A 24925-nucleotide genomic window follows, 5' to 3' on the forward strand; every position below is an offset into this window, starting at 1 on the left:
GGACCGGGCTTCGGACGCGGGCCCGGAACAGCCTTCGGACCGTCTCCGGTCAGGCCTTCGCGGGTACCGGGGCCGCGTCCGTGAGCAGCGGCTCGACCTCGCGGACGACCTTGCGCTCGACGAAGAACGCGGCCGCCGGGATCGTGCCGGCGACCAGCACCCAGAGCAGCTTGCCCATCGGCCACTTCGCCTTGGAGCCGAGGTCGAAGGCGAAGATCAGATAGATGATGTAGAGCACGCCGTGGATCTGCGAGACGACGAGCGTCAGGCCCTCGCCGGTATCGAAGCCGTACTTGAAGACCATGCAGGTGCAGAGCACGAGCAACATGACGGCGGTGACGTAGGCCATCACCCGGTACCGGGTCAGCACACTGCGTTTCATGCCATCGAGCCTAACCGGACGTCCGGGGCGATCTTGCAGCGGGCCGGGCCCGGAACCGCGCCCTCCGCGGACCCGCTCAGATCTCCTGGAAGTCCTGGGCGGCGATCCGCAGCGGCCGCAGCAGCGCAAAGATCTCGCCGCACTCCTCGGCGTCGTAGACCCCGAGTCCGAACTCCATCGCGACCAGGTCCTCGGTGGCCGCCTCGACGACCTCGCGGCCCTTGTCCGTGATCGAGGCGAGCGTGCCCCGCCCGTCGTTCGGGTTGGGGCGCTTGTCGACCAGGCCGGAGCGCACCAGCCGGTCCACGGTGTTCGTGACGGACGTGGGGTGGACCATCAGCCGCTCACCGATCTTGGACATCGGCAGCTCACCGGCCTTGGAGAAGGTGAGCAGGACCAGCGCCTCGTACCGCGCGAACGTCAGTCCGTACGGTTTGACCACCGCGTCGACCTCGGCGAGCAGGATCTGCTGCGCACGCATGATCGAGGTGATCGCACCCATGGAGGGCACCGGGCCCCAGCGCTGCTGCCACAGTTCGTCGGCGCGGGCGATGGGATCGAAGGGGAGACTGAGCGGCTTCGGCACGGCATCGACCTTACCCACTGGTCATATGCTGGTCCGCCCCGTCTCGAACTTCGGTCCGAATTCGGTGAGCGGGTGCGGTTCTGCGGGCCTCCGCCACGAGCACCAGCAGGCACAGGGTGCCCACGGCTCCCGCCCCGGCGACCACCTGGTGCACCGGGAAGAACTCGGCGGCCAGGCCCGCCAGCGCCATGCCGACGCCCTGGAGCGTCATGAGCCCGGCGGTGAGCACGGTCATGGCTCGCCCGCGCAACTCGTCCGGGACGGCCTCCACGAACCACTGGTCGAGCCCGATGACGTACGCGGAACCCGCCCCGGCCAGCACCAGCGCGACGGCCGCCAGGGCCACCGGGGGACGGAACCCGTACAGCACGAGGGGCAGCAGCCCGGCCCCGGCGAGGGGCAGCACGACGCGGGAGCGGGTACGGGGGCTCAGTGCGGCGCCCGTGTACAGCTCGGCGGCGATGGAGCCGACCGGCATCGCGCACATCAGCAGCCCGAGCGCGGCGCTGCCCACACCGATCTCGTCGGCGTAAGGGGCGGCCAGCGCCTCCGGCGCGACGACGAACATCGGGGGCAGCCAGAAGAGCAGCAGCAGTGCCCGGATCCGGCGGTGTCCCAGCACCAGCCGGGCGCCCGCGAGCGACTCCCCCAGCAGGGTGCCGCCGCCCTTGCCCGTGGTACGGGCGGGCCGGTCCCGGGTGCCGAGCCTGAGCAGCGCGGCCGAGCAGAGGAAGGTGGCGACGGTGATGGTGATCGCACCGCGCGGCGAGACCACCGTCAGCAGCAGCCCGCCCACGCCGAAGCCGGCCAGCAGCGCGCTCTGCGAGACGATCCGCAGCAGCGAGCGGCCCAGCACGAAGAGGTCGCCCTCACCCAGGATGTCGGTGAGCGCGGCCGTCCTCGTCCCGGTGAAGACCGGTGACACGGCGGCCACCAGGCAGCGCAGCAGGAGCAGTCCGGCGACGGGGGTGCCGGGGAGCACCATCACGGCGACGCAGGCCGCGCAGATCAGGTCGCAGGTGACCAGGACCCGGCGCGCGGGGTAGCGGTCCGCGATCCCCGCGAAGAGGGTGCCTCCGACGAGGTACGGCAGCATGCCGAGCGCGAAGGTGAGGGCGCTGAGCAGGGGTGAGTCGGTGAGGTCGTACACGAGGACGGTCAGCGCGAGCTCACTGACGACGACGCCGAGCAGCGAGAGCAGGTGCGCGGCGAAGACGGCGCGGAACTCGACGACGGCGAAGACGGCCCGGTAGCCGCGGGAGGGCTCCTCCGGCACGTCGACGGGGACCGCGGGGGCCCGGAGCGCGGGCGGTTCGCTCGGGTCAGGGGAACCGGCGCGCTCCGGGTCGCGGGGTGGGTGGCCGCCCGTCGGCGGATCGGTGTCTCTCGGCATGGACGCAGCCTGCGGGAGCGCTGCACACGGTCCGTAGACTTTCGGTCCCAGCCGAATCTTCCACGCAACTCTTCCCGAGGCCGCGCATGCCGTTCCATCTGCATTTCGAGGAGAGCGATCTGCTGCGCTGCCGGTTCGCGCTCTCCCCGCTCGGGGAGACCCAGGCCGCCGTGCGGGTGCTGGCCACGCCGCAGCGGCAGGGGTATCACCTGCCGTGGCTGCGCCGGATCCGGGAGGCGGCCGCCGGGCTCGATCTCGGGCCGCTGTGGCTGCTGATGAACGAGCGCGGTCACAGCCCGGACTTCTTCTGCCCGCCGCCGCTGGGGCCGCTCACCTCGTTCGAGGAGGAGATCGCGGGCGTGCGGGCGGTCGATCCGGCGCTGGCGCGGGAGGACATCGCGTGGGCGCTGTCGGAGCGGCCCGGGGCGCTGGACTCCCCCGCCGGGCGGGCGCTGCTGGCCGATCCGGCGCGGACCGTGCGGGAGCTGGCCGATCTGCTGGAGCGGGCCTGGCGGGCGCTGATCGAGCCGCACTGGCCCCGGCTGCGGGCGCTGCTGGAGGCGGATGTGGCGTATCACTCGCGGCGGCTCGCGGCAGTCGGCTTCGAGCGGCTGCTGAGCGAACTGAGCCCGCAGCTGAGCTGGGCGGATTCGACGCTCACCATCGCCCGCACGGCCGGCCGGCACTCCCGGGTGCTCGGCGGGCAGGGCCTCGTGCTGATGCCGAGTGTGTTCGCCTGGCCGAACGTGGTCGGCGGCTTCGAGGCCCCCTGGCTGCCCGCGGTCATCTATCCGGCACGCGGGATCGGCGGACTCTGGACGGAGCCGGGCGACCGCACCCCGGACGCGCTGGCCCGGCTTCTCGGCCGGGTCCGCGCCGACGTCCTGTGCGCGCTGGACGAGCCGGCCGGCACCACCGCGCTCGCCCACCGGCTCGCCCTCGCGCCGTCCTCCGTCTCCGAGCACCTGTCGGTGCTGCGGTCCTCGGGGCTGCTGACCTCGCGCAGATACGGGCACCAGGTGCTGTACGAGCGGACGCCGCTCGGGATCGCGCTGGCCGTGCCGCAGCACCCGTGACCGGCCCGGGTCACAGTCCGAGCGTGCTGAGCCGGTCCTCGTAGCGGATGGCGAGGTCCTCCGGCTCGTCGTCCTGGTCGTGCCACATGCTCTCCAGCCCGGACCGGACGGCGGCGGGCAGGGCTTCGTAGCGCCGGGTCCAGGACTCGCCGTCCGGCATCCAGTAGCCGACGACCTTGAAGCGCTCGGCGGGGAGCCGCAGTTCCTTGCGCAGGTAGCGCCGCACCGCGCGCAGGGCGTCCGTCTGCCCCGCGACCCACACGTAGCCGCCGGTCAGGTCGGTGCCGGGCGGGATCGCGGCCTCGACCAGTTCGGCCAGCCTGCTGGGGCCATGGCCGTTGCCGCCGTAGGTCCAGGTGGCCCGGACACCGGGCCGGTCCGGCAGCGGCTGGACGCAGGACGGGTCGGGGACTTCCAGGACGGCCCGGGTGATGACGTGGTCCGGGGTGTTCTCGATCAGGCGTCCGACGGCGGGCAGACCGGCCAGGTCGGAGACCAGTACCTGCCGGGCGAGGTCGGCCGGGGGGCTGTAGAGGCCGGTCGGGGAGTTGAGGCCGATGACGTCACCGGGGCGGGCGGCGGCGGCCCAGCCGGACGCCGTCCCGTGGCCGTGCAGCACGAAGTCGATGTCGATCTCGCCGGCCTCCGGACGGGCGGACCTGATCGTGTACGTGCGCACCGGGGCCTCGGGCCGCCCCTCGGGGGTCCGCCAGCCGCCGTTCTCCGTCGAGTCGGGCAGGGAGACATCGGTCCGGTCCGGGCCGTGCGGGAGGAACAGCCGGACGTACTCGTCGCCGACGCCCGTGGAGGTGAACGCGGCGAGGCCCTCGCCGTGGAAGGTGATGCGGGCCATGGTCGTGGTGAGCGGCCGGACGCGGGCCACCACGGCGCGGTGAATGGTCATGGGTGCTGCTCCTTCAGAGGTGAGGGGGTGGGGTGGATTCGGTTCGGTCGTCGGGATCGGCCGCGGTCGTCCAGGGGCGGCCGGTTCTGCCCGTGTACGCCTGCCAGAGGGCCGCGTACTCGCCCCCGGAAGCCAGCAGTTCGTCGTGCGTGCCCTGCTCGACGACCTCGCCGCGCCGCAGCGTGAGGATGCGGTCGGCGTCGCGCGCCTGCTCCAGTCGGTGCGCCACGATCACGCTGGTACGTCCGCGGGTGACGCGTCCCAGGGCCTGCTGGAGCGGGCCTCGGATCTGCTGGCCGGACTGGGCGGTGGCCTCGTCGAGGACGACGACGTCCGGGTCGGCTATCAGCGCGCGGGCCAGCGCGAGGTGCTGGACGGACCCGTCGTCGACGGGGGTGCCCCCGGCGCCGAGGACGGTATCGAGCCCCGCCTCCGTCCCCAGCGCCCAGTCGGCCCCGGCCTCGGCCAGGCCCCGGCGGAGTTCGTCGTCGGTGGCGGTGGGCCGGGCGATCCTCAGGTTGTCCGCCAGGGTGCCGCCGAACAGATGGATCTCCTGGGTGACCAGGTACCGGGACGGGACCCGCCCGGCCGCCGCCTCTCCCGCGGTGATCTCGCCCCGGTCGGGCTCGGCCAGCCCGGCGATCAGCTGGGCCAGGGTGCTCTTCCCGGAGCCGCTGGCGCCGACGAGCGCCAGGCTCGAACCCGGCGGTACGTGGAACGAGACGTCACGCACGGCGTCGCGGCCGCCGTCGTACGAGAACGAGACGCCCTTGACGTCGATCGCCGGGCGGTGGCGCGCGTCCCCCGTGCCGGGCCGCCCGTGCCCGGCACCGGACCGGCCCAGGTCGGTGACGCCGACCAGCCGCGACAGCCCGGCCGTCGCCCGCTGGATGTCGTCCAGGCTCCCCAGCAGCGCCCCGACGGGGCCGAAGAGGCGGTGGAAGTAGAGGGCCGCGGCCGTGGCGGCGCCCACCGAGACGGCGCCCGAGCCGAGCAGCGCGAAACCCGTGACGAGTACGGCCGCGAGGCCGAGGAACTCCGCCGCGTTGAGCAGGCCCGTGAACCGGTTGCGCAGCCGCACGCCGTCGCGCTGCCGTGCGATGGCCAGTTCGCTGTGTGCGGCCAGCGCGCCGAGGTGCCGGTCCTGCGAACGGTACGTACGGATCGTCTCGGCGCCGTGCACCGCCTCGATGACGGACTGGCCCCGGGTGGACTCCAGCCGGCGGATGTCCGCGTACACGACGTGCGAGCGGGCGAGGAACTGCCGGGTCGCGAGGATGTGGACGGGCAGGCAGACCAGTCCGGCCAGGGCCAGGCGGATGTCGAGGAGCGCGAGGCCCACCAGGCTCAGGCCGATCGTGAAGCTCGCGTCGGTGACATCGGGAAGCACGTCGGAGGCGGCTTCGGAGACCGCTTCCACGTCACGCGTCACCCGGGAGACGACATCGGAGCTGTCCGAGGACTCCAGCGTGCTCGCCGGAAGGTGCACCGCGGTCTCGAACACGTCCTCGCGCAGCGCGGCGAGCACCCCCTGGACGAGGACGACCAGCATCCGGCCACCGGCGTAGGCGAGTGCGGACCCGGCGACGGCGACGAGCACGAGGACCGCGCCGAGCACCGTGACGCGGCCCCGGCCCGCCCCGTCCGCGACGGCGTCCACGACGGCGCCGAGTACCGGGGGCGTCGCGAGTGTGACGGCCGTGCCGGACCCCAGCGTGAGCAGCGCGGCGGCCAGCCGGGCGCGGTGCGCGCCGAGCCGGCGGACGATCTCCTCGCGGGTGCGGCGGGGGCCGGCGATGGGCAGGGTGCCGTGTGCGGGGGTCACCTGGTCGTTCCGTTCGGTCCGGGGCGGGCGCCGCCGAGGTCGACGACCCGGTCGCAGGCGGCGAGCAGGATCGGGCTGCTGGTGATGAGGAGCGTGGTGACGGGCAGTCCCCGCAGTCCCGCGGCGATGCGCTGCTCGGTCACCGGGTCGACCGCGGTGGCGGGTTCGTCGAGGACGACGAGGTCGGCGTCGGAGTGCAGGGCACGGGCGAGCAGCAGGCGCTGCCGCTGGCCGCCGGAGAGCCTGCGGCCGTGCTCACCGACTTCGGCCTGGTCGCCGCCGACCAGTTCGAGTACGTCGTCGAGCATCGCGGCCCGCAGCACGGCCGGGTCGCCGCCACCGCCCGCGGGGGTGAGGTTGGAGCGCAGGGTGCCGGAGAACACCGCGCCGTGGTGGGGCGGGGCCGCGATCCGGGCGCGCACCGGCTCCGGTCCGAGGTCGACGGCATCGGTGCCGTCGATCAGGAGTTCGCCCCGGCGGAGCGGGACGCGGTAGCCGAGCCGGTCGCTGAGCTCGCGTGCGTGCCCGGGGTGGCGGGGGACGACGCCGAGGAGTTCGCCGGGCCGCAGGTCGAGGGGCTCGCCGTGCTCGGGCGGGTGCCACCGCAGCGCGGGGAGGGGGCCGGCGGTGAGGTGGGCGGGGCTGTCACCGGTGCCGGTGCCGGCGGGGCCGATCAGGTGCGGTTCGTCGAGCAGGCCGCCCAGCCGGCGGGCGGAGGCCCGCTTGTGGAACCAGTTGGAGGCGAACGTACCGACGTGGGTCAGCGAGCCCTGGAGGAACTGGGCGAGTCCGAGGACGGTCACGAGCTGGCCGATGGTGATGCTGCCGTCGAGTGCGAGGTATCCCGACGCCGTGGAGAGCGCGGCGAGGAGCGCTCCCGACAGCAGCCTGCTGAGGCTGCCGTACGCCAGGACCGAGCGCGAGGTGGCCACGGCCGCGCGCCTGGATTCCCCGCTCGCGGCGCGGTAGCGGCGGGCGGCCTCCGCTCGGGCGTTCATGCCGATGACCACCCGCAGTCCGGTGATCATGTCGGTGGCCACCTCGCCGGCCCTGGCCGCCGTACTCTGCTCGGCCAGTCCCCGCGCCTCCAGGGGCATCGAGACCCGGCGCATCACGACGAGCACCAGGACCGTGCCGGCGATGACGCCCAGGCCCAGGGGTACGGAGATCACCAGCAGGGCCGTCGAGGCGGTGAGGATCGCGGTGACCGTCGAGGCCTGCTGCACGACGCTCCAGGAGACCCCGGCGACGCGGTAGGTGTCGGACGAGACCAGCGAGAGCGCCTCTCCGGGGCCGGGCCCGCGGCGCAGCGAGCGCGGGTGCAGCAGCCGGGCCATCACCCGTTGCCGCAGCTCGTGTTCGCCGTGGCCGTAGACGTCCACCATGGCCGTGGACGCCCGCCGGTACGACAGGGACAGTACGACGAAGACGGCGCCGAGGACGCCGAGCCACTGAAGGAGGGCGGAGCGGTCCTGCGGGGCGAGTGCCCGGTCGATGACCACGCCGATGAGGACCGGCACCAGTGCCTCGCACAGCTGGTGGACCATGAACGCGAGGGTGGTGAGGGCGAGCAGGCGGCCCCGGCCGTCGCGCAGCAGTGCGACCCGGAACAGCGCCGCGACGGAATTGGGCCCCGGGGCACCGCTGTCCGGACCGGGTCCGCCGCCGGTGGCGGTGGTGGCCGGGTTCACCGGGCGTCCCGTCGGCGGGTCAGCGGGACGACCATGGGGGTGCCGGTGACCGGGTCGGGGACGACCTGGCAGGGCAGGTCGAACACCTCCCGCACCAGGGCGGCGGTCACGACCTCCTGCGGGGTGCCCTCGGCGACGACCCGGCCGTCGCGCATGGCGATGAGATGGCTCGCGTAGCGGGCCGCGTGGTTCAGGTCGTGGAGTACGGCGACGAGGGTGTGCCCGGCGCGGTGCAGATCGGTGAACAGCTCCAGCAGGTCGATCTGGTGGGCGATGTCGAGAAACGTGGTCGGTTCGTCCAGCAGCAGGATCGGGGTCTGCTGGGCGAGGACCATCGCCACCCAGACGCGTTGGCGCTGGCCGCCGGAGAGTTCGTCGACCGCTCGGCCGGAGAGCTCGGTGACGGAGGTGGCCGCCATGGCGTCCACGACCGCCTGTTCGTCCTGCCGGGTCCACTGGCGCATCAGCCTCTGGTGCGGGTGGCGTCCGCGGGAGATCAGGTCGGCCACGGTGATCCCGTCGGGCGCCACCGAGGACTGCGGCAGCAGCCCGAGCGTCCGGGCCACTTCCCTGGAGCCGTACTCCGCTATGGACCGGCCGTCGAGGACGACCTTGCCCGCGGTGGGCCGCAGCAGCCGGGACACGGCGCGCAGCAGGGTCGACTTTCCGCAGGCGTTGGGGCCGATGATGACGGTGAACGAACGGTCCGGGATGGCTACGTCCAGGTGCTCGGAGACCGGATGCCGGCCGTAGCCGATGGAGGCGTCGAGCACCTCAAGGCGTGCCGGAGCCGGGGTGCGGGTGCGGGTGGGCTGCGTCGTGACGGTCACGGGTACTCCTCGCGGACGGGCGGCGGGCGGGCTCGGGTGGCCGGGCGCCGGGGGCGGCGGGGCTGGTGCGCTCATCCCCGCCGCCCCGCGTACCGGCGGGCGAGCAGCCAGGCCAGATAGGCGCCTCCGACGCACACCGTGACGACGCCCACGGGCAGGTCGACGCGCTGGGCGACGAAGTCGGCGCCCGTCAGGACCGCGGCGCCGGTCAGCGCGGCGGGCCCGATCCGGACCGTGGTGGAGCCGCGCGTCAGCCGCTGGGCGATCTGCGGCGCGGCGAGCGCGATGAACGAGATCGGGCCGACGGCCGCGGTCACGAGCGCGGTGAGCGCGACCCCGGTGAGCGTGGCAGCGAGGCGTGCGCGCTGGGCGCGGACCCCGAGGGCCACGGCCGCGTCGTCGCCCAGTTCCAGATGGACCAGGGGCCGCGCCACGGCCGCGGAGCAGATCAGCAGGACGACGAACACGGCTGCGGTCGGCCGCAGTTGCTCGAAGCCGAGTCCGCTGAGGGAGCCCGCTCCCCAGGTCGCCGCCAGCATCGCCTGCTGCGGGTTGACGGAGAGCAGCAGCATCGAGGTGAGGGAGGAGAGGAAGGCGCCGACGGCGATCCCCACGATGATGAGGCGGAAGGGTGCCAGTCCCTTGCGGTAGGCCAGCAGGTACACCAGGAGCGCGGTCAGCGCCCCGCCGATCAGTGAACCAGAGGCGACCGCCAGGTAGTTGGCGGTGCCGAGCACGAGCATCACGACGCTCGCCCCCGCGTAGGAGCCGGAGGCGAAGCCGATCACGTCGGGCGAACCGAGCGGGTTCCTGGTGAGCGACTGGAACAGCGCGCCGCTGATGGCGAGCGCCGCTCCGCAGAGAATCGCGAACAGCAGGCGTGGCAGCCGCCAGGTCACGACCACCAGCCGGTCTCGGGGGTCGGCGTCCGGGTCGAACAGGGCGGACAGCACCTGGGCCGGGGTGAGCCGGATGGACCCGGTGCCGAGGGTGAGGACGCCGAGGGCGGCCACGGTGACGGCCAGGGCGACGCAGACGAGGACGGTCCGCCGCTCGACGCGCAGGGCCAGGCCGGGGCGCCGCCAGGCCCAGACGGTCCGGCCGAAGTCGGCCCGGTCCGGTGCGGGGTGTTTCGTGGGTGCGGTGGTCACAGGGTGCTCACCTTCCGGCGCCGGACGAGCGCGACGAGGACGGGTGCGCCGACGAGCGCGGTGACGAGTCCGACCCGCATCTCGCCGGAGGGCAGGACCACCCGCCCGATGATGTCGGCGGCCAGCAGGAAGGCGGGCGCGACGACGATCGTGACGGGCAGGATCCAGCGCTGGTCGGGTCCCGTGAACCAGCGGACGACGTGGGGCACCATCAGCCCGACGAACGAGATCGGGCCGGCGACGGCGACCGAGGTCCCGGCCAGCAGGGTGACGGCGAGGACCAGGACCAGCCGGGTCAGGGTGAGGCGGGTGCCCAGCGACCGGGCGAGGTCGTCGCCCAGCGCCAGGGTGTTGAGCGAGCCCGCGCTGCACAGTCCGAGGACGATCCCGGCGCCGATCAGGGGCAGGGCGACGGGGAGGATGTCGAGCGACCGGCCGCCGATGGAACCGACGCCCCAGAACCGCATGACGTCGAACGTCGTGGTGTTCTTTAGCGCCATGGCGGAGGTGAAGCCGCCGCATACGGCGGTGAACGCGACGCCCGCGAGGGTTAGTTTGACCGGGCTGCCCCGGTCCGCGCCGATCGAGCCGAGCGTGTAGACGAGCACCGTGAGCCCGAAGGCCCCCGCCAGGGCGAACCAGATGAACTGACCGGCTCCGGTGTACCCGAGCACGGCGACGGCGAAAGTCACCGCGAGGCTCGCGCCCGCGTTCACGCCGAGGATGCCGGGGTCGGCCAGCGGGTTGCGGGTGAACGCCTGGATCAGCGCGCCGCTCAGGCCGAGGGCCGCACCGACGACCAGCCCGATCACGGTGCGGGGAACCCGCAGTTCGCGCACCATCACGTGCTCGTCGGAGTCGTCGAAGTGGAACAGCGCGTCCCACACCGTGCCGGGGGCGATGGAGCGGGCGCCGACCATCACGCTGAGGACGGCGACGACGAGCAGCAGCGCGATCGCGGCCAGCAGGATCAGCGGGCGGTACCGGGTGCGCCGGGCCGGGCCCGCGGCGCCGCGCGGGTCCGGCCCGGCGCGCTCCGCGCCGGTGGTGAGGTCACCCGTGGGTGAGGCGGTCGTCATGGTTGTCCTTGGGAGAGGGCGTCACATGGGGCGGCGGACGGCGGTCAGGAGTCCGCGCCGGTGCTCCCGTTGCCCGAGACGGCGTCGGCGAGCATCGGGACGTAGCGCTTCAGCGCCCAGGGGATGGAGAGCACCGAGGGTCCGCTGGTGGCCATGCCCATCGCCGGGTCCTGCACGAAGGCGTAGTTCTTCCCGGCGATCGGCTTCCAGCGCGAGAACAGCGGGTCCTTGAGCGAGTAGGGGACATCGTCGGCGCCGTTGGCCCAGCCGACGAAGATGTCGGCGTCGATCGTGTCGAGCTTCTCCAGGCTGACCCCGCCGTACCAGTTGGTGCCCTTGGCGGTGGACGCGATCGCCTTCATCGACGGGGTGTTGCGGAAGCCCATCTCGGTCAGCAGCCGGACCCGGGCGTCGTAGTTGAGGTACAGCCCGACCTCCGTCGAGCCGGGGGTGAGTGCGACTCCGTAGGTGAACGTCTTGCCCTTGAACTCGGGGTGCTCCTCGGTGACCGCGGTCAGCCGGCCCCGGACGTCGGTGACGAGGCTCTCGGCCTTCTTCGTCTCACCCATGGCCTTGCCGATGGTGCGGGTCATCTCCTGCCAGGTCCCGCCGTCCCAGGGCTTTTTCAGGTACGGGATGGTGGGGGCGATCCCGGAGAGGCGCTTGTAGTCGACGTCCGAGATGCCGGAGTACAGGCCGACGATGAGGTCGGGCTTCAGCGAGAGGATCTGCTCGAAGTCGATCTCGCCCGCGTCACCGTAGTTCAGCGTCTCGGGCAGTGGTCCGCCGAGTTTCTCGACCGTGCTGCGGAACCACGGGGTGTAGCCCTGCTTGTCGCCGCCCCACTGCTTGTCGACGCCGACCGGGACCGTGCCCAGCGCCGCGACCACGTCCAGCGACATCCAGCTGACCGCCACGACCCGCTTCGGCTTCGCCTTGATCGTCGTGGTCCCGTGGCCGTGCTTGATGCTTACGGGGAACGCGCCCGAGGCGCTGCCCGGCTTCGCCTCCGCCTTGTCCGGCCCGGAGCCGCCGCTGCCGCTGCCGCAGCCCGCCAGCACCACGACGGCCGCGAGCATCAGCGCCATGAGGCGTGCGACGGCGCCCGTTCCGCGGCCGGCCGGGATGGATATGGACATGCTTCTCCTCGGATCTGCGCGCGTCGCGGTGGAGCGACGGCGGATGTACGGGGAGGGCGCCCGTGGCGGAACGACGCGTACGCGACCGGACCGCACTTCTACTTAGGTAACCCTCACCTAAGTGAACACTAAGGAGTAGAGGTGCCCGCAGGGGGCGCGAACCGGCCAGGGTGTGTCGTGATTCGGCCACCCGCCGAATCGGCGCACGGAGCGGTGCGCGGCGGGATCGTCAGCGGCCGGCCTGCGCCGGTACCGCCTGATCGCGCAGGTACCCGGTCGGACTGACCCCGGTCACCCGGCGGAAGGCAGCGGAGAACGCGCTCGTGGTGGAGTAGCCGCAGCGGTGCGCGACCAGACCGACCGGACGCCCCTGGGCCAGCAGCGTCGTCGCCGCGGACATCCGCACCAGCGACCGCCACCGCGCGAAGGACATGCCGACGTCGCGGCCGAAGGCACGGGTGACGGTACGCACGCTCAGCGCGTGCCGGGCCGCCCACGCCTCCAGCGAGAGTTCACTCTCGGGATCACGCATGACGTCGTCGGCGAGGGCGCGGATGCGCGCGTCCTCGGGGACGGGGACGTCGATGGCCGGATGCGGGTCGTCCTCCAACAGGTCCAGGACGACGCGCTGGGTCCGCAGCCGGAGATCGTCGGGCATCGACGTGGTGTCGAGGTGGAGCAGCATCTCCTGGAGCGCGCGCAGCACCCGCAGCGGGCGCAGGTCGGACCAGTGCGGCGGAATCGCCGCACTGGTCACGTAGGTGTAGCAGCTCACGCCGCCCGGGTCGGCCGAGGAGTCGTGCGGGGTGCCGGGCGGCAGCCAGATCCCCTGCCCCGGCACGAGCCGGCGCACGGCGTTGCGGGTGTACAGCGTCAGCGAACCGTGCCGGGGCCAGACCAGGAGTCCGTCGGAGTGCGTGTGCACACCGACGGCGACCGGGGGGCTCCCGCCGAGGACGGCGGTGGTGAGCAGATAGGGGGCGGACACCTGGGCGCCGCCCGCCGACGGCTCGGCCCATCGGAGCGCGGCCGCCGGGAGCGGCTCGCCGCGCTCACGGCCCGGGACTGTAGCCAGCATGAAGTTAGGCTACCCTAACTTGCGGCTCGGCCGGAGTGACCCGGTGTCAGTCGGCCAGGTATCGCTCGACCGTCTCGACCTTGGAGTTCAGACCGTCGGTCACGCCGGGGCGGATGTCGGCCTTCAGGACGAGGGAGACCCGTCCGGACCGCGCCTCGACGGCGGCGACGGCGCGCTTGACGACGTCCATGACCTCGTCCCACTCCCCCTCGATGGAGGTGAACATGGCGTCCGTGCGGTTGGGCAGCCCGGACTCGCGGACGACGCGGACGGCGTCGGCGACGTACTCACCGACGTCCTCACCGACGCCGAGCGGGCTGACGGAGAAGGCGACGATCATGCGCTGACCGTCCCTTCCCGGCGGGCGCGGGCGGCGATGACGCCGTCGGCCTCGTAGCGCTTCAGCACCTTGTCGCCGTACAGACCGCCGAACGGCAGCACGCAGAGCAGGAAGAAGAACGCGACGCGCTTGAGCGGCCACTTGGTCTTGTTCCAGACGTCCAGCAGCAGCACGACGTAGATCACGAAGAGCACGCCGTGCAGCATGCCGAGCGGCATCATCAGGAAGTCGATGTCGGAGATCCTGCTCAGCACCGAGCCGAAGAGGATCAGCGCGGGGAAGGACAGCGCCTCGGGAATCGAGATGAGGCGCAGCCGGTGCAGAGCGGTGGCGGTCTTGATGTCCACGGGGGCACCTTCGGTGGGAGGACGGTGACAGCTTGTGAACGCAGGCACAAGCGCGACCATTGTGGCACCGGCCGCCGTCCGCACGTGTAGCGGGGGCCGTTTCGCGCCCTTCGGGCACTCCTTGTCCTCATTCGCGGGACGGGCCTGATTTCCGGCGGCTACCGTCGCACCGTGGCAATGTTCCGACTCCAAGGCAGCAAGACGCTCGCCGTCGACCTGACCGGCGACGCCGTCAAGGCGAAGAACGGCTCGATGGTCGCGTACGACGGCCGGATGGCGTTCAAGAAGATGACCGGGGGCGGTGAGGGCCTGCGCGGCATGGTGACCCGTCGGCTGACCGGCGAGCAGATGGCCGTGATGGAGGTGAAGGGCGAGGGCACCTGCTACTTCGCGGACCGGGCGAGCGACATCAGCCTCGTCTCGCTGCGCGGCGAGAAGCTGCACGTCGAGGCGAGCAATCTGCTCTGCACCGACGCCGGACTACGGACCGGCACCACCTTCACCGGGCTGCGCGGCGGCGGGACGGGCAACGGCCTGTTCACCACCACCGTCGAGGGGACCGGCCAGGCGGCGATCATGTCGGACGGCTCCGCCGTGGCCCTGCGGGTCTCCGCCCAGTACCCGCTGTTCGTCGACCCCGGCGCCTACATCGCCCACCAGGGCAGCCTCCAGCAGCACTTCCAGTCCGGGGTGAACTTCCGGACGCTGATGGGTGAGGGGTCCGGCGAGTCCTTCCAGATCCGCTTCGAGGGCGAGGGACTCGTCTACGTCCAGCCCAGTGAGCGGAACACGATCGGGGGCGATCTCTGATGCCGTTCCGCGAGATCAACTCGAAGATGGTCGAGGCGACGGTGGTCCCCGGCCGGAAGATGTTCAGCCAGCGCGGCGCGATGCTGGCCTACCGGGGCGAGGTGTCCTTCACACCGAACATCCAGGGCGGTCAGGGCGGCGTGATGTCGATGATCGGCCGCCGGGTGGCGAACGAGGCGGCCCCGCTGATGACGGTCGAGGGAAACGGCACCGTGATGTTCGGTCACGGCGGCCACCACATCCAGGTGATCAACCTGTCCGGGGACACCCTCTACGTGGAGGCCGACCGGCTGCTCGCCTTCGACGGCGCGCTCCAGCAGGGCACGATGTTCATGGGCTCGCAGGGCGGCGTGATGGGCATGGTGCGCGGCCAGGTGAGCGGCCAGGGCCTGTTCACCACGACGCTGAAGGGGCACGGCGCGGTGGCGGTGATGGCACACGGCGGGGTGATCGAGCTGCCGATCGCCCCGGGCCGCGAGGTGCATGTGGACCCGCAGGCGTACGTCGCCCACCACGGCGATGTCCGCAACAAGCTCTCCACCGCGCTCGGCTGGCGCGAGATGGTGGGGCGCGGCTCCGGCGAGGGGTTCCAGCTGGAGCTGAGCGGCAGTGGTGCGGTGTACGTCCAGGCGTCGGAGGAGAAGCTGTGAGCACGCCCGTGGTCTTCGATCCGATGACGCTGCCGTCGGACGACAACGTCAACGCGTACACCTTCTGTGTGGAGCTCAAGGGGAGCCAGTGGTTCCTGCAGAAGGGCAAGATGATCGCCTACTACGGGCGGATCGAGTTCAACGGCATCGGGCACGGCCGCTTCGAGCGGCTGGTCCGTACGAGCTTCCACTCGCCGCTGCACGCGAGCGACTGGGTGGTGGCCGAGGGCAGCGGGAAGATGCTGCTCGCGGACCGGGCGTTCGACGTGAACGCCTACGACCTGGAGGACGGGAACCTCACGATCCGGTCCGGCAACCTGCTGGCCTACCAGCCGACGCTGGCGCTGAAGCAGTCGATCGTGCCGGGCTTCCTGACACTGATCGGCACGGGGAAGTTCGTCGCCGCGTCCAACGGTCCGGTGGTCTTCATGGAGCCGCCGCTGCGGGTCGATCCGCAGGCGCTGGTGGGCTGGGCGGACTGCCCCTCGCCCTGCCACCACTACGACCACGGCTATATGACCGGTGTGCTGGGCGGGCTCCGGGCGTTCACCGGGATCGGCGGCGCCTCCGGCGAGGAGCACCAGTTCGAGTTCGTGGGCGCGGGTACGGTGCTGCTCCAGTCCACCGAGGTGCTGATGGCCGAGCAGCCGACCGGGGCGGTGCCGCAGCAGCCGGGTGTTCCGGGCGGGGGTCAACCTGGGTCCAGTGCCCGCACCCCAGGCCAGCTGGGGGACCTCCAACGGCGCTTCGGTTTGTGAACGGTACTCTGCGCAGTGTGACGCCGAACCGTCCGCACCTCACTCGCGGGACCCGGCCGGCGCGTGCCGGGCGTCACACCGACTAACTTCGTCCGGATTTCAACTTCTTAGGTAGAATCCATATATGGAGACCGAGACGGCCACCCGCTGGCTGAGCAACGCGGAGCAGTGCGCCTGGCGCACCCACCTGGATGTCAGCAGGCTGCTGATGCACCAGCTGGAGAAGGACCTCCAGCCGTTCGGCCTGACCAACAACGACTACGAGATCCTCGTCAACCTCTCGGAGTCGGAGGACCAGCGGCTGCGGATGAGTGATCTCGCCACCGCCACTTTGCAGTCCAAGAGCAGACTCTCGCACCAGGTCACCCGCATGGAGAGCGCGGGCCTGGTCCGCCGGGAGAACTGCGAGTCCGACCGGCGCGGGCTGTACGCGGTCCTCACGGAGGCCGGCGCGGAGACGATGCGGAAGGTGGCACCGCACCACGTGGCATCGGTGCGCAAGCACTTCATGGATCTGCTGACCCCGGAGGCGCTGGAGCAGCTGCACGCGGCCCTCGCCCCGGTCGCGGACCACCTGCGCGCGCGCCGCGCCTGACCCGGCTCCACACCACCGGGGGCGGTGCTCAGCGCGAGCCCGGCAGCCACAGCTCGAACCGGGCGCCGCGCTCCCCCGCACCGGTCACGGTCAGTCGGCCCCCGTGCCGGGTGGCCACATCGCGGGCGATGGCGAGGCCCAGACCGGCCCCGCCGTCGTCGCGGGCGCGGGCGTCGTCGAGGCGCACGAAGCGCTCGAAGATCCGCGTCCGCTCCGCCTCCGGCACCCCGGCCCCGTCGTCCGTGACGGAGACGACCGCGCCACCCCCTTCCGCCCGCACCGCCACGGCCACCGAACTCACCGCGTGCCGCTGGGCGTTGTCCAGCAGATTGCCGATCACCCGGGCCAGCTGACCGCGTGAACCGGTCACTTCGGGACCGCCGGACCCCGGCACGGACACCGCCACCGCAATCCGGTCCCCGGTGCGCTGCGAGACCTCCTCGCGCACCAGCGCGCCCAGCTCCAGCCGCGCGTTCCCGGGCCGCTCCCCCGCGTCCAGCCGGGCCAGCAGCAGCAGATCGGCGGCCAGCACCTGGAGCCGTACGGTGTCGGCCACCGCGCCCTCCACATCCAGCAGCTCCGGGTGTGCGGCGCCCACCTCCAGCTGGGTGCGGAGCGAGGCGATCGGGGAGCGCAGCTCGTGCGAGGCGTCCGCGACGAACCGGCGCTGCCGGTCGACGGAGGACTCCAGCGCGGTGAGCGTCTCGTTGGTGGTACGGGCCAGCCGGGCGACCTCGTCGCGCGAGGCGGGCTCCGGCACCCGCCTGCCGAGATCCTCCGACGCGGTGATCGCCGCCATCTCGCGCCGGATGTCCTCGACCGGGCGGAGCGCCCGCCTGGTCACCAGCCAGGTCACCCCGGCGACGACGAGCAGCACGACGGGGAGCGCGGCCAGCATCGCGGCGCGGACGCTCGCGACGGCCCGCTGCTCCGCGGCGAGCGGGGCTCCGGCGTGGACGGTCAGGGTCAGCCCGGCGGAGTCCGTCGCCTCGACGGAGGCGAACCGGTAGTCGGCGCGGTCGCCGTCGACGGTGGCGGTGCCGTTGCTGAAGTCCGGCTCGTCGGTGGAGACCTCGCCCCGGCCGGGGTCCGCGCCCGCGCCGTCGTCATCGTCATCGTCATCGTCGTTATCGCGGTCGCCGCCGTCGTCACCCTTTCCCGGGGCGGCGGGCGAGGGCCGCGGGGTGACCCGGTCCGTGCCGGTGCCGGAGATCGCCTCCAGGTCCTTGGAGACGGCGACCACCCGCCCGTCCTCGTCGGTCACCTGGACCGGGTGGTCCTCCTCGTCGCCCGTCTCCAGCTGGTCGTACGGGACGTCGAGGGCCAGCTGCCCCGCGGTCTCGCGGGCCGCCACCTCGGCCTGGAGGCCCGCCTGGTCTGTGAGGTTGGCGCGCAGGACCAGCAGGGCGGCCAGCCCGGCGGCGACGAGGGCGAGGGCGACGACGACCGTGGCACCGAGCGCCGCCCTGGCCCGTACCGATCTCACAGCGCCTCCAGCCGGTATCCGGCGCCGCGCACCGTGCGGATGGCGGCCGCGCCGAGCTTGCGGCGCAGGGTGCTGACGTAAACCTCGACGATGTTCGGGTCGCCGTCGTAGGCGAAGTCCCAGACGTGCTCCAGGATCTCCGCCTTGCTCACCACCTGGCCGGCCCGCAGCGCGAGTTGTTCGAGCACGGCGAACTCCTTGGTGGTGAGCACGATCTCGTCCCCGCCGAGGTGGATCCGGCGGGCGGCGGTGTCCATCCGCAGGGCGCCGACGGTGACCACGGGCGAGGCGGAGCCGCCGCGCCGGCGCAGCAGCGCGCGGACCCGGGCGACCAGCACCACGTAGCTGAACGGCTTGGTGAGGTAGTCGTCGGCGCCGGTGTCCAGCCCCTCCGCCTCGTCGTACTCCCCGTCCTTCGCCGTGAGCATCAGGATGGGCACCTCGTGGCCGGCGGCGCGCAGGGCGGCGCAGACCCGGTAGCCGTTCATCCCCGGCAGCATGATGTCGAGGACCACCAGGTCGTACGCGCCCTCCGAGGCCCGGTGCAGCCCTTCGAGCCCGTCGTGCACGACGTCCACGGCGAATCCCTCGGCGGTGAGCCCCCGGGCCAGGGAGATCGCCAGCCGCTTCTCGTCCTCCACGATCAACAGGCGCATGCGCACAGCCTCGCAAACCGAAGCTGAAGACGGCTTCAGGTGGCTTCAGGCTGCGTTCAGCATCGCCCCGGCAGGGTGGGTCCCGTCGCAGACAACGGACCATCCGATCGGGGAGGACCCCTCATGAAGCGGAAGATCGTCATCGCCACCGTCACCGCCGCCGTACTGGTCGGCGGCGGGGCCGCCACCGCCGACGCCCTGGCGGGCAGCGGCACGACGGGCGGAACGAGCGGCACTGCGGGCCGGGAGAGCGCCCGCGTCACCGTCGGGGACGCGGCCGAGGCCGCCGTCCGGGCCGTCCCCGGCACGGTGACCGAGGCCGAACTCGACGCGGAGGACGGCCGGCTCGTCTGGGAGCTGGATGTGTACGGCTCGGACCGGGCCCGGCACGACGTGACGGTGGACCCGGGCAGCGGCAAGGTGACCGGCGAACACGTCGACATCGACGACGACGGCGACCGCCAAGCACCCCCCAGGACCGCCGTGACGCTCGACGAGGCGGTCCGGGCCGCGCTCGGCTCCGTGCCCGGCACGGTGACCTCCGTCGAACTGGAGGACCACGACGGACGCGGCGGCCGGGCGGTGCACTGGGAGGTGGACATCCGGGGCAAGGACGGCGCGAAGCACGAGCGGAACGTGGACGCGAAGACAGCCGGGGTCACGGTGGACCGGCCGGACAGCGACCACGGGGACGACGATTGAGGGCCCGCGCGCCCGGTCAGGGCACGTAACCGGAGACGACCGTCCCGTCGGGGAAGCAGAGGAACACGACGTCACCGACGGCCAGCAGCTGCGGCGGGCCCTTGGGCGGGAAGGGGACGCCGGTGTAGCTGGTGCTGTTCTCCGGCTCCCCGTCCTTCCTCCGGTACGTGCCCACCCCCGCCCCCGTGGCCGCGAGGACCAGGTCCCCCCGGTCAGCCGGCGGGCGGCCAGCCTGCCGGTGCCCGGGGAACCTCCGGCGGTGACGTAGAAGAGGGTGTCGCCGTCCTGGACGGCGGCCGAACCGGTGTGCCCGGCGGGCAGTTTCGCGCGCCACCGCTCCTCGCCGTCCGTGATCCGGTAGCCGACCAGTGCCTGGCCGACGAACGCGTACACGGTCCCCTTCGTGAAACCGGCGACGACAGCCCGGGGGGCGCCCGCCGCCTCCTTCGGGACTCGCCAGCGTTGTTCGCCGTCGGCCGCGTCGAGCGCGGTGAGCCCCTTCGTCCCGCCGCACAGCAGGGCCGACTCCGCGAAGCCGCACTCGCCCGAGCCGCCCCGGACGGTGGACTTCCACGCCTTCCAGCCGGCGGGCCGGACGGACTGGTCGGTCGCGGCCTTGCCGAAGTCGCCCGTGCGGCCGCTGTCGGCCCGGGGAACGGCGCGGACGCCGACGGTGTCCGCGGCGTGCGAGGGGCCGCCGCCCGGACCCGAGGACCGGGCACCGCTCCCCGGGCCGCCGCCCCCCGGCAGGCGGGTCCGGCCAGAGCAGGTAGCCCAGCAGCAGGCAGACCGTGACCGCCACGGCCGCCAGAACCAGCTGGGGCGCCCGGCGCGGACCGCCCGCCCCGGCCTCCTCCGGCAGGGGGAAGGCGACGGGCGGCGGGCCGGGCGGCAGCGGCGGCGGCATGAAGGGCGCGGGACCGGGCTCGGCCGGAGCCGATTCGGCGCACTCCCTGGCCGCCCGCCCGTAGTCGGCCTGCTGCTCCCGTACCCCCGGCGTCCAGGGGAACGGGACCACGGGCCCCTCCGGGAGCAGCAGCGCGGCCAGTTCCCGGGAGCCGGGGCGCCGCTCGGGCCGTGCGTCCAGGCAGCGGGAGATCACCTCGCGCAACAGCGGTGGCACGCCCGAGAGTTCGGCGTCGCCCCGGGCGATCCGGAAGATCACCGCCGCCATGTCGGAGTCATCGAACGGACCGCGTCCCGCCGCCGCGAACGCCAGCACCGCGCCCAGGCAGAACACGTCGGACGCGGGCACCAGCGCCGCCGAGCCGTTGACGTGCTCGGGCGAGATGTAGCCGGGGCTGCCGACCACGACACCGGTACGGGTCAGCTGGGTGGCGTCGAAGGCCTGGGCGATGCCGAAGTCGATCACCTTGGGCCCGTCGGGGCCCAGGAGCACGTTGCCCGGTTTCAGGTCGCGGTGCAGCACCCGTACGGCGTGCATGTCCGCGAGCGCCAGGGCCAGGCCCGCGCCCATGGCCCTGACCACCGGCTCCGGCAGCGGCCCGTCCCGGGTCACCGCCTCGGCCAGCGAGGGGCCGGGGACGTACTCGGTGGCGAGCCAGGGCGTGCGGCTGCTCACGTCGCCGCCGAGGAACGCGGCGGTGCGGGGGCTGCGCACGGCGGCCGCCGCCTGGATCTCCCGCCGGAACCGGACCCGGAACCCGTCGTCCAGGTCGAGTTCGAGCCGTACGGTCTTCAGCGCGACGAGCGCCCCGTCGGGCGCCCCGGCAGGCCGCGCCAGGTACACCTCGCCCATGCCGCCCGTGCCGAGCAGGCCGAGGACGCGGTAGGGCCCGATCCGGGTCCGGGTGCCGGGGGCCGGCCGTTCGATCATGAGGCGGACGCACCGGGCAGCGGGACGGAGAACACCTTGCCGCCGTGCTGGATGACGTAGACGGCCCCGCCGAGCGGCAGTACCTCCGGCGGCAGCACCTCTTCGGACAGGACGACGCCCCACTGGAGCGTGTCGTACTCCTTGCGCGTCTCGGGCCCAGGAGCGCCCTTGAGCGCGGTCCTGCGCGGCGGGCCGGGCTTGTCCCCCTCGTGCAGGGCGACGCTGTACAGGCTGGTGCTGTCCGCCCACACCAGGGTGTCCGCAACGATCACGGGGGCGAGGCGGCGTTGATGCGCTCGCTGAAGGACCGCCGGTCCAGCGGGTAGCGGGCGAGGATCTTGCCGTTGTCCCGGCCGGCCAGGGTGATCTCCGGGTCGATGTCGTCCTCCTCCCAGGGGAGGCCGGTGCGGACGAGGACGGCCACGTGGTCGTCGACGGCGGCGAGGGCGCCATCGGTGGTGACCGCGTCCGGCAGCGGAATCTCACCGTCGGACGCGAGCGAGGGGACGCGGAGCCGCTGGACGGCCATGTGCTGACCGTCGTCGGAGTAGGTGTACGCGCCGCAGTAGACGTGCGGGGCCCGGATCAGCGCGTCGTAGCACCGGGAGTCCTGCCCCTCCTTCCTGCGGCCGAGCTCGGCGCCGTCCTTGGTGCGCAGGGCCCGTAGTCCGTCCTGGCCGCGCAGGTAGAGCACGCCGTCCCTGGTGGTGAGCGGCCAGAAGTCGTACTCGTCGACCTTCGCGAGGTTGTCGCCCACCAGCGGTTTGCGCCACCGCTCCTTGCCGGTGGCGAGGTCGAACGCGGCGACCCGGGCGCCTTCCGGGGTGGGGCCGATGTCCGCGAAGACCAGCCCGTCGGCGACCAGCGGCGCGCTCTCGAAGCCGTGTGTCGATCCGGCGCGGGTCTCCCAACGGGGCTTGCCCGTATGGGAGTCGAGCGAGACGATCCGGTCCCCGGTGGCGAGCAGCACCTGATCGCCGTAGACGGCGGGCCGGGTCGATCCGGACGGCATGAAGACCTGCCCCGTGGGGCTGATCCGGGCGCCGGCCTCATCGGCGTCCAGCCGGGCCGAGTAGTCCCACAGCTTCTTTCCGTCGGACGGCGAGAGCGCCTCGTAGGAGCCGGCGGTGGTGCGGCAGACCAGCAAGTCCCGGCCCGCCGCGCAGCCGAACGGGACCCCGGTCACCTTGCTCTGCCAGGTGTGCCTCCCGGCCGCCCTGGGGGTCGATGCCGGCGAGCACCTCGGCCGGTCCCTTCCGGTCGCCACCGCCCTGGCCGCCCTCGCGCAGCGCCAGCAGTGCGCCGGTCGCGCCTCCGAGGAGGACGAGCGCGGCGAGGGCGGCCAGGAGGTTGCGGCGCCGCCGGGGGCGGGCAGGCGTGGCCGGCTCCGGCGCGGGCGTGGGCGTGGGTGCGGGCACCTGGGGCGGGCGCAGCACGAAGTCCGTCGCCACCGTGGGGTGGCGGGGCGCCTCCCGGCTGCCGGTGGCCGCCTCCGTGGGCGTGTATCCCGGCAGCAGCGGCCCGTCCAGCGCGCCGACCCTGGCCAGCTCCCGCCGGTACTCCGCGATCTGTCCGGTCACCGGTGCGGGCCACCCGTCGGCGGCGCCGGGGGCGAGCAGCTCCGCCAGCGCGGCGGCGGTGGGGCGGGCGGCGGGGTCCTCGGTCAGGCACTCCTCCAGGACCGCGCGCAGCCCCGCCGGGACCTCCGTCAGATCGGCCTCGACGTACTTGACCCGGTACAGGACGGCGGCGACGGGGCCGTCCCCGAACGGGTCGCGGCCGGTGGCGGCGAAGCAGAGCACGGAGGCGAGGCAGAAGATGTCGGAGGCCGGTACGACGCGTCCGCTGCCCGCCACGTGTTCCGGGGACATGAAGGCGGGGCTGCCCACCATCCGGCTGGTGGTGAGCGGGGTGCCGCCTGGGTCCCGGGCGATCCCGAAGTCGATGAGGCGCGGCCCGTCGGCGGCGAGCATCACGTTGCCGGGTTTCACATCGCGGTGGACGATGCCCGCCGCGTGGACGGCCGCCAGGGCCAGGGCCAGCCCGGCGCCCAGCATCCGGACCTCGGCCTCGCCCATCGCGCCCGCGCCCCGGACGGCGGCGGACAGGGTGGGCCCGGCGCCGTACTCGGTGGCGAGCCAGGGCACTTCGGCGTCGGCGTCCCCGTCGAGCAGCGGGGCGAGGCGGGGGCCGGTGACGGACCGGGCGACGGTGATCTCGCGGCGGAAGCGGCTGCGGAAACCGGGGTCCTGGGCCACGTCGCGGCGGACGGTCTTGACGGCGGCCGGGCCGGAGCCGTCGCCCCGGTCCCCGAGGAAGACCTCGCCCATGCCGCCCGCCCCGAGCCGGGCCCGTATCGCGTACGGGCCGATCCGTCTGGGCGAGTCCTCCCGCAGCGGACTCAGCATGTGCCACTCCCCCCTGGCGCGCATGACACGTGACCGGCGGCAATCGTGTCACGTGCGGGGCGGGTGCGGCAGGGCGGAAGGACGCGAACGGCGCACTACCGCCGCATGACTGACGCGTTATCAGCCATGCGGCGCGGAATACGCCAGGTCCGGACGCGGCCCTCCCGGGTTCCGGCGCGGCCCGCACGCCGCGCCGGAACCCGGGAGACCGGCCCTCTCAGGCCTCCCCGGTCAGTCCCGCCACCAGTTCGTCCGCCGCCGTGTACGGGTCGAGCCGGCCCGCGACGATGCGTTCCGCGAGGGCGCCGAGGCGCCGGTCGCCGTGCAGGTCCCCGATGCGTTCGCGGAGCCGGGTGACCGCGATCGTCTCGACCTCGCGGGCGGCGCGGGAGGCGCGGCGCTCCGCGAGCACCCCGTGCTCCTCCATCCACGCCCGGTGCTTCTCCAGCGCCTCGACGACCTCGTCGATGCCCTCGCCCCGGGCCGCGACCGTCTTCACGATCGGCGGCCGCCAGTCGCCGGGGCCCCGGGACTCCCCGAGGCCCAGCATGTGGTTCAGCTCGCGGGCGGTGGCGTCCGCGCCGTCCCGGTCGGCCTTGTTGACGACGTACACATCACCGATCTCCAGGATCCCGGCCTTGGCCGCCTGGATTCCGTCGCCCATGCCGGGGGCGAGCAGGACGACGGAGGTGTCGGCCTGGGAGGCGATCTCCACCTCGGACTGGCCGACGCCCACGGTCTCCACCAGGATCACGTCGCAGCCCGCCGCGTCCAGCACCCGGATCGCCTGCGGGGCCGACCAGGCGAGGCCGCCCAGATGGCCTCGGGTGGCCATGGAGCGGATGTAGACGCCCGGGTCGGAGGCGTGGTCCGACATCCGGACCCGGTCACCGAGGAGCGCGCCGCCGGAGAACGGTGACGACGGGTCGACGGCGAGCACGGCGACCCGCTTGCCCTGCCGCCGGTACGCGGAGACCAGCGCGGAGGTCGATGTCGACTTGCCGACACCGGGCGAGCCGGTCAGGCCGACGACACAGGCGTTGCCCGCCAGCGGCGCCAGGGCCGCCATCACCTCACGCAGCTGCGGCGACGCCCCCTCCACCAGGGAGATCAGCCGGGCCACGGCCCGGGGCCTGCCCTCGCGGGCCTGCTCCACCAGGGTGGGGACGTCCACCATCACGCTCGGTCTCCTCGCTCGCTCG

General features: G+C 73.2%; 25 protein-coding genes and 2 pseudogenes. 6 read left to right on the forward strand and 21 right to left on the reverse strand.

Annotated features, from left to right (window positions below):
- Window positions 1–49: 49 nt before the first annotated feature.
- The 3 genes from RLT59_RS10420 to RLT59_RS10430 all read right to left on the reverse strand — a co-directional run bounded on the left by RLT59_RS10420 (window position 50) and on the right by RLT59_RS10430 (window position 2361).
- Window positions 50–382 (reverse strand): DUF3817 domain-containing protein, encoded by a 333-nt coding sequence (locus tag RLT59_RS10420; RefSeq protein ID WP_311303147.1) that lies wholly within the window; start codon window positions 380–382, stop codon window positions 50–52.
- A 76-nt stretch (window positions 383–458) separates the two neighbouring features.
- Window positions 459–968: a MarR family winged helix-turn-helix transcriptional regulator gene (locus RLT59_RS10425; RefSeq protein ID WP_311303148.1), complete on the reverse strand. Its 510-nt coding sequence runs from the start codon at window positions 966–968 to the stop codon at window positions 459–461.
- Between the two features lie 10 nt (window positions 969–978).
- Window positions 979–2361: an MFS transporter gene (locus RLT59_RS10430; RefSeq protein WP_311303149.1), complete on the reverse strand. Its 1383-nt coding sequence runs from the start codon at window positions 2359–2361 to the stop codon at window positions 979–981.
- 86 nt (window positions 2362–2447) lie between these two features.
- Between RLT59_RS10430 and RLT59_RS10435 the strand changes: the two genes are divergently transcribed.
- A complete protein-coding gene (locus RLT59_RS10435; protein ID WP_311303150.1) occupies window positions 2448–3437 on the forward strand; it encodes an ArsR/SmtB family transcription factor in 990 nt (329 codons plus the stop codon).
- A 10-nt stretch (window positions 3438–3447) separates the two neighbouring features.
- Here the strand turns inward: RLT59_RS10435 and RLT59_RS10440 are convergent, their stop codons facing one another.
- From RLT59_RS10440 to RLT59_RS10485, 10 genes are all read right to left on the reverse strand, one after another.
- Window positions 3448–4341: a siderophore-interacting protein gene (locus tag RLT59_RS10440; RefSeq protein WP_311303151.1), complete on the reverse strand. Its 894-nt coding sequence runs from the start codon at window positions 4339–4341 to the stop codon at window positions 3448–3450.
- 13 nt (window positions 4342–4354) lie between these two features.
- Window positions 4355–6166, reverse strand: coding sequence for an ABC transporter ATP-binding protein (locus RLT59_RS10445; RefSeq protein ID WP_311303152.1), 1812 nt, complete (start codon window positions 6164–6166; stop codon window positions 4355–4357).
- Window positions 6163–7857 carry an ABC transporter transmembrane domain-containing protein gene (locus RLT59_RS10450; protein ID WP_311303153.1) on the reverse strand — a complete coding sequence of 565 codons (1695 nt, stop codon included), beginning with the start codon at window positions 7855–7857 and terminating at the stop codon, window positions 6163–6165. Before RLT59_RS10450 ends, RLT59_RS10445 begins: the two co-directional genes overlap by 4 nt.
- Complete coding sequence (locus RLT59_RS10455) at window positions 7854–8762, reverse strand: ABC transporter ATP-binding protein (protein ID WP_399125168.1); 909 nt, start codon at window positions 8760–8762, stop codon at window positions 7854–7856. Before RLT59_RS10455 ends, RLT59_RS10450 begins: the two co-directional genes overlap by 4 nt.
- On the reverse strand, window positions 8759–9838 hold the full coding sequence (locus RLT59_RS10460; protein WP_311303154.1) for a FecCD family ABC transporter permease: 1080 nt from the start codon (window positions 9836–9838) through the stop codon (window positions 8759–8761). The genes RLT59_RS10455 and RLT59_RS10460 overlap by 4 nt, the downstream gene beginning before the upstream one ends.
- Complete coding sequence (locus tag RLT59_RS10465; protein ID WP_311303155.1) at window positions 9835–10917, reverse strand: FecCD family ABC transporter permease; 1083 nt, start codon at window positions 10915–10917, stop codon at window positions 9835–9837. Before RLT59_RS10465 ends, RLT59_RS10460 begins: the two co-directional genes overlap by 4 nt.
- Window positions 10918–10961: 44 nt before the next feature.
- Window positions 10962–12056: an iron-siderophore ABC transporter substrate-binding protein gene (locus tag RLT59_RS10470; RefSeq protein WP_311303156.1), complete on the reverse strand. Its 1095-nt coding sequence runs from the start codon at window positions 12054–12056 to the stop codon at window positions 10962–10964.
- Window positions 12057–12285: 229 nt separating this feature from the next.
- Window positions 12286–13134 carry a helix-turn-helix domain-containing protein gene (locus tag RLT59_RS10475; RefSeq protein ID WP_311303157.1) on the reverse strand — a complete coding sequence of 283 codons (849 nt, stop codon included), beginning with the start codon at window positions 13132–13134 and terminating at the stop codon, window positions 12286–12288.
- 46 nt (window positions 13135–13180) lie between these two features.
- The gene (locus tag RLT59_RS10480; protein WP_073736846.1) at window positions 13181–13474 is read right to left on the reverse strand and encodes an MTH1187 family thiamine-binding protein; all 294 of its coding nucleotides are present in this window, start codon (window positions 13472–13474) and stop codon (window positions 13181–13183) included.
- Window positions 13471–13821 carry a DUF3817 domain-containing protein gene (locus RLT59_RS10485; RefSeq protein WP_024494214.1) on the reverse strand — a complete coding sequence of 117 codons (351 nt, stop codon included), beginning with the start codon at window positions 13819–13821 and terminating at the stop codon, window positions 13471–13473. The genes RLT59_RS10480 and RLT59_RS10485 overlap by 4 nt, the downstream gene beginning before the upstream one ends.
- Before the next feature lie 177 nt (window positions 13822–13998).
- Here RLT59_RS10485 and RLT59_RS10490 point away from each other — a divergent pair, with 177 nt between their 5' ends.
- The 4 genes from RLT59_RS10490 to RLT59_RS10505 all read left to right on the forward strand — a co-directional run bounded on the left by RLT59_RS10490 (window position 13999) and on the right by RLT59_RS10505 (window position 16634).
- The gene (locus RLT59_RS10490; protein WP_311307676.1) at window positions 13999–14631 is read left to right on the forward strand and encodes an AIM24 family protein; all 633 of its coding nucleotides are present in this window, start codon (window positions 13999–14001) and stop codon (window positions 14629–14631) included.
- Window positions 14631–15281 (forward strand): AIM24 family protein, encoded by a 651-nt coding sequence (locus tag RLT59_RS10495; RefSeq protein WP_311303158.1) that lies wholly within the window; start codon window positions 14631–14633, stop codon window positions 15279–15281. The genes RLT59_RS10490 and RLT59_RS10495 overlap by 1 nt, the downstream gene beginning before the upstream one ends.
- On the forward strand, window positions 15278–16039 hold the full coding sequence (locus tag RLT59_RS10500; RefSeq protein ID WP_311303159.1) for an AIM24 family protein: 762 nt from the start codon (window positions 15278–15280) through the stop codon (window positions 16037–16039). Before RLT59_RS10495 ends, RLT59_RS10500 begins: the two co-directional genes overlap by 4 nt.
- 124 nt (window positions 16040–16163) lie before the next feature.
- The gene (locus tag RLT59_RS10505) at window positions 16164–16634 is read left to right on the forward strand and encodes a MarR family winged helix-turn-helix transcriptional regulator (protein WP_311303160.1); all 471 of its coding nucleotides are present in this window, start codon (window positions 16164–16166) and stop codon (window positions 16632–16634) included.
- Between the two features lie 28 nt (window positions 16635–16662).
- Here RLT59_RS10505 and RLT59_RS10510 read toward each other — a convergent pair whose 3' ends face one another.
- Both RLT59_RS10510 and RLT59_RS10515 read right to left on the reverse strand, forming a co-directional pair.
- On the reverse strand, window positions 16663–18120 hold the full coding sequence (locus tag RLT59_RS10510) for a sensor histidine kinase (protein WP_311303161.1): 1458 nt from the start codon (window positions 18118–18120) through the stop codon (window positions 16663–16665).
- Window positions 18117–18776, reverse strand: a complete 660-nt coding sequence (locus RLT59_RS10515; RefSeq protein WP_311303162.1) for a response regulator transcription factor — start codon at window positions 18774–18776, stop codon at window positions 18117–18119. The genes RLT59_RS10510 and RLT59_RS10515 overlap by 4 nt, the downstream gene beginning before the upstream one ends.
- Window positions 18777–18899: 123 nt before the next feature.
- Between RLT59_RS10515 and RLT59_RS10520 the strand changes: the two genes are divergently transcribed.
- Entirely contained in the window at window positions 18900–19478 is a 579-nt protein-coding gene (locus RLT59_RS10520) for a PepSY domain-containing protein (protein ID WP_311303163.1), read from the forward strand.
- Between the two features lie 282 nt (window positions 19479–19760).
- Here RLT59_RS10520 and RLT59_RS10525 read toward each other — a convergent pair.
- The 6 genes and pseudogenes from RLT59_RS10525 to meaB all read right to left on the reverse strand — a co-directional run.
- Window positions 19761–20228: pseudogene (locus RLT59_RS10525) on the reverse strand (PQQ-binding-like beta-propeller repeat protein); the annotation flags it as partial.
- A 349-nt stretch (window positions 20229–20577) separates the two neighbouring features.
- Window positions 20578–21315, reverse strand: a pseudogene (locus tag RLT59_RS10530) (serine/threonine-protein kinase); the annotation flags it as partial.
- The gene (locus RLT59_RS10535; protein ID WP_311303164.1) at window positions 21312–21587 is read right to left on the reverse strand and encodes a hypothetical protein; all 276 of its coding nucleotides are present in this window, start codon (window positions 21585–21587) and stop codon (window positions 21312–21314) included. The pseudogene RLT59_RS10530 and the gene RLT59_RS10535, both read right to left, overlap by 4 nt.
- On the reverse strand, window positions 21584–22462 hold the full coding sequence (locus RLT59_RS10540; RefSeq protein WP_311303165.1) for a BamB-related PQQ repeat family beta-propellar protein: 879 nt from the start codon (window positions 22460–22462) through the stop codon (window positions 21584–21586). The genes RLT59_RS10535 and RLT59_RS10540 overlap by 4 nt, the downstream gene beginning before the upstream one ends.
- The gene (locus RLT59_RS10545; protein WP_311303166.1) at window positions 22365–23723 is read right to left on the reverse strand and encodes a serine/threonine-protein kinase; all 1359 of its coding nucleotides are present in this window, start codon (window positions 23721–23723) and stop codon (window positions 22365–22367) included. Before RLT59_RS10545 ends, RLT59_RS10540 begins: the two co-directional genes overlap by 98 nt.
- A 217-nt stretch (window positions 23724–23940) precedes the next feature.
- Entirely contained in the window at window positions 23941–24900 is a 960-nt protein-coding gene (gene meaB / locus RLT59_RS10550; protein ID WP_311307677.1) for a methylmalonyl Co-A mutase-associated GTPase MeaB, read from the reverse strand.
- Window positions 24901–24925 lie beyond the last annotated feature (25 nt).

The sequence above is a fragment of the Streptomyces sp. ITFR-6 genome (assembly GCF_031844725.1).
Classification (GTDB): domain Bacteria; phylum Actinomycetota; class Actinomycetes; order Streptomycetales; family Streptomycetaceae; genus Streptomyces.

Excerpts from the sequence above, each read along its gene's own strand:
- RLT59_RS10505 (WP_311303160.1), top strand. The coding sequence starts at position 16,164 with ATGGAGACCGAGACGGCCACCCGCTGGCTGAGCAACGCGGAGCAGTGC.
- RLT59_RS10455 (WP_399125168.1), bottom strand. The coding sequence starts at position 8,762 with ATGAGCGCACCAGCCCCGCCGCCCCCGGCGCCCGGCCACCCGAGCCCG.
- RLT59_RS10520 (WP_311303163.1), top strand. The coding sequence starts at position 18,900 with ATGAAGCGGAAGATCGTCATCGCCACCGTCACCGCCGCCGTACTGGTC.
- RLT59_RS10545 (WP_311303166.1), bottom strand. The coding sequence starts at position 23,723 with ATGCTGAGTCCGCTGCGGGAGGACTCGCCCAGACGGATCGGCCCGTAC.
- RLT59_RS10430 (WP_311303149.1), bottom strand. The coding sequence starts at position 2,361 with ATGCCGAGAGACACCGATCCGCCGACGGGCGGCCACCCACCCCGCGAC.
- RLT59_RS10470 (WP_311303156.1), bottom strand. The coding sequence starts at position 12,056 with ATGTCCATATCCATCCCGGCCGGCCGCGGAACGGGCGCCGTCGCACGC.
- RLT59_RS10495 (WP_311303158.1), top strand. The coding sequence starts at position 14,631 with ATGCCGTTCCGCGAGATCAACTCGAAGATGGTCGAGGCGACGGTGGTC.
- RLT59_RS10440 (WP_311303151.1), bottom strand. The coding sequence starts at position 4,341 with ATGACCATTCACCGCGCCGTGGTGGCCCGCGTCCGGCCGCTCACCACG.
- meaB (WP_311307677.1), bottom strand. The coding sequence starts at position 24,900 with ATGGTGGACGTCCCCACCCTGGTGGAGCAGGCCCGCGAGGGCAGGCCC.
- RLT59_RS10480 (WP_073736846.1), bottom strand. The coding sequence starts at position 13,474 with ATGATCGTCGCCTTCTCCGTCAGCCCGCTCGGCGTCGGTGAGGACGTC.
- RLT59_RS10490 (WP_311307676.1), top strand. The coding sequence starts at position 13,999 with ATGTTCCGACTCCAAGGCAGCAAGACGCTCGCCGTCGACCTGACCGGC.
- RLT59_RS10465 (WP_311303155.1), bottom strand. The coding sequence starts at position 10,917 with ATGACGACCGCCTCACCCACGGGTGACCTCACCACCGGCGCGGAGCGC.
- RLT59_RS10420 (WP_311303147.1), bottom strand. The coding sequence starts at position 382 with ATGAAACGCAGTGTGCTGACCCGGTACCGGGTGATGGCCTACGTCACC.
- RLT59_RS10435 (WP_311303150.1), top strand. The coding sequence starts at position 2,448 with ATGCCGTTCCATCTGCATTTCGAGGAGAGCGATCTGCTGCGCTGCCGG.
- RLT59_RS10515 (WP_311303162.1), bottom strand. The coding sequence starts at position 18,776 with ATGCGCCTGTTGATCGTGGAGGACGAGAAGCGGCTGGCGATCTCCCTG.
- RLT59_RS10475 (WP_311303157.1), bottom strand. The coding sequence starts at position 13,134 with ATGCTGGCTACAGTCCCGGGCCGTGAGCGCGGCGAGCCGCTCCCGGCG.